This is a genomic window from Thermorhabdus hydrogeniformans (assembly GCF_049310025.1).
Lineage (GTDB): Bacteria > Bacillota > Thermosediminibacteria > Thermosediminibacterales > Tepidanaerobacteraceae > JBJYKD01.
In genome coordinates this window covers 1-242 of sequence record NZ_JBJYKD010000267.1, presented here as the reverse complement: position 1 = coordinate 242, position 242 = coordinate 1, and the positions used below count along the sequence as shown (strand labels likewise).

The 242-nt window shown below is 59.5% G+C and carries 1 protein-coding gene; it reads right to left on the bottom strand.

The features are described from left to right. Positions 1–242: GNAT family N-acetyltransferase (locus tag ACKX14_RS16385; protein WP_422449497.1), on the bottom strand; the 242-nt coding region annotated here is incomplete at both ends.

The following is a 242-nucleotide window of genomic DNA, read 5'->3' as shown; positions in this document are numbered from 1 at the left end:
ACGGCCTCAAGCAATTGCCGCCCTGCGCCACGGCCCTGCATGACCTGCGCCACCGACAGTTCATGGATGTGCAGGTCGTCATCAAACATCTGTGCACTGAGAAAACCCTGGACCTGGCCAGCAGTATCCACCGCCACCCAACACGTACCCAACGCGATCAACTGCAGATGACGTTCAACACTCATGACCTCGGCATCGGCCAGCCAGCTCAAGGATTCGATCGCACGAAAGGACTGGGCCGC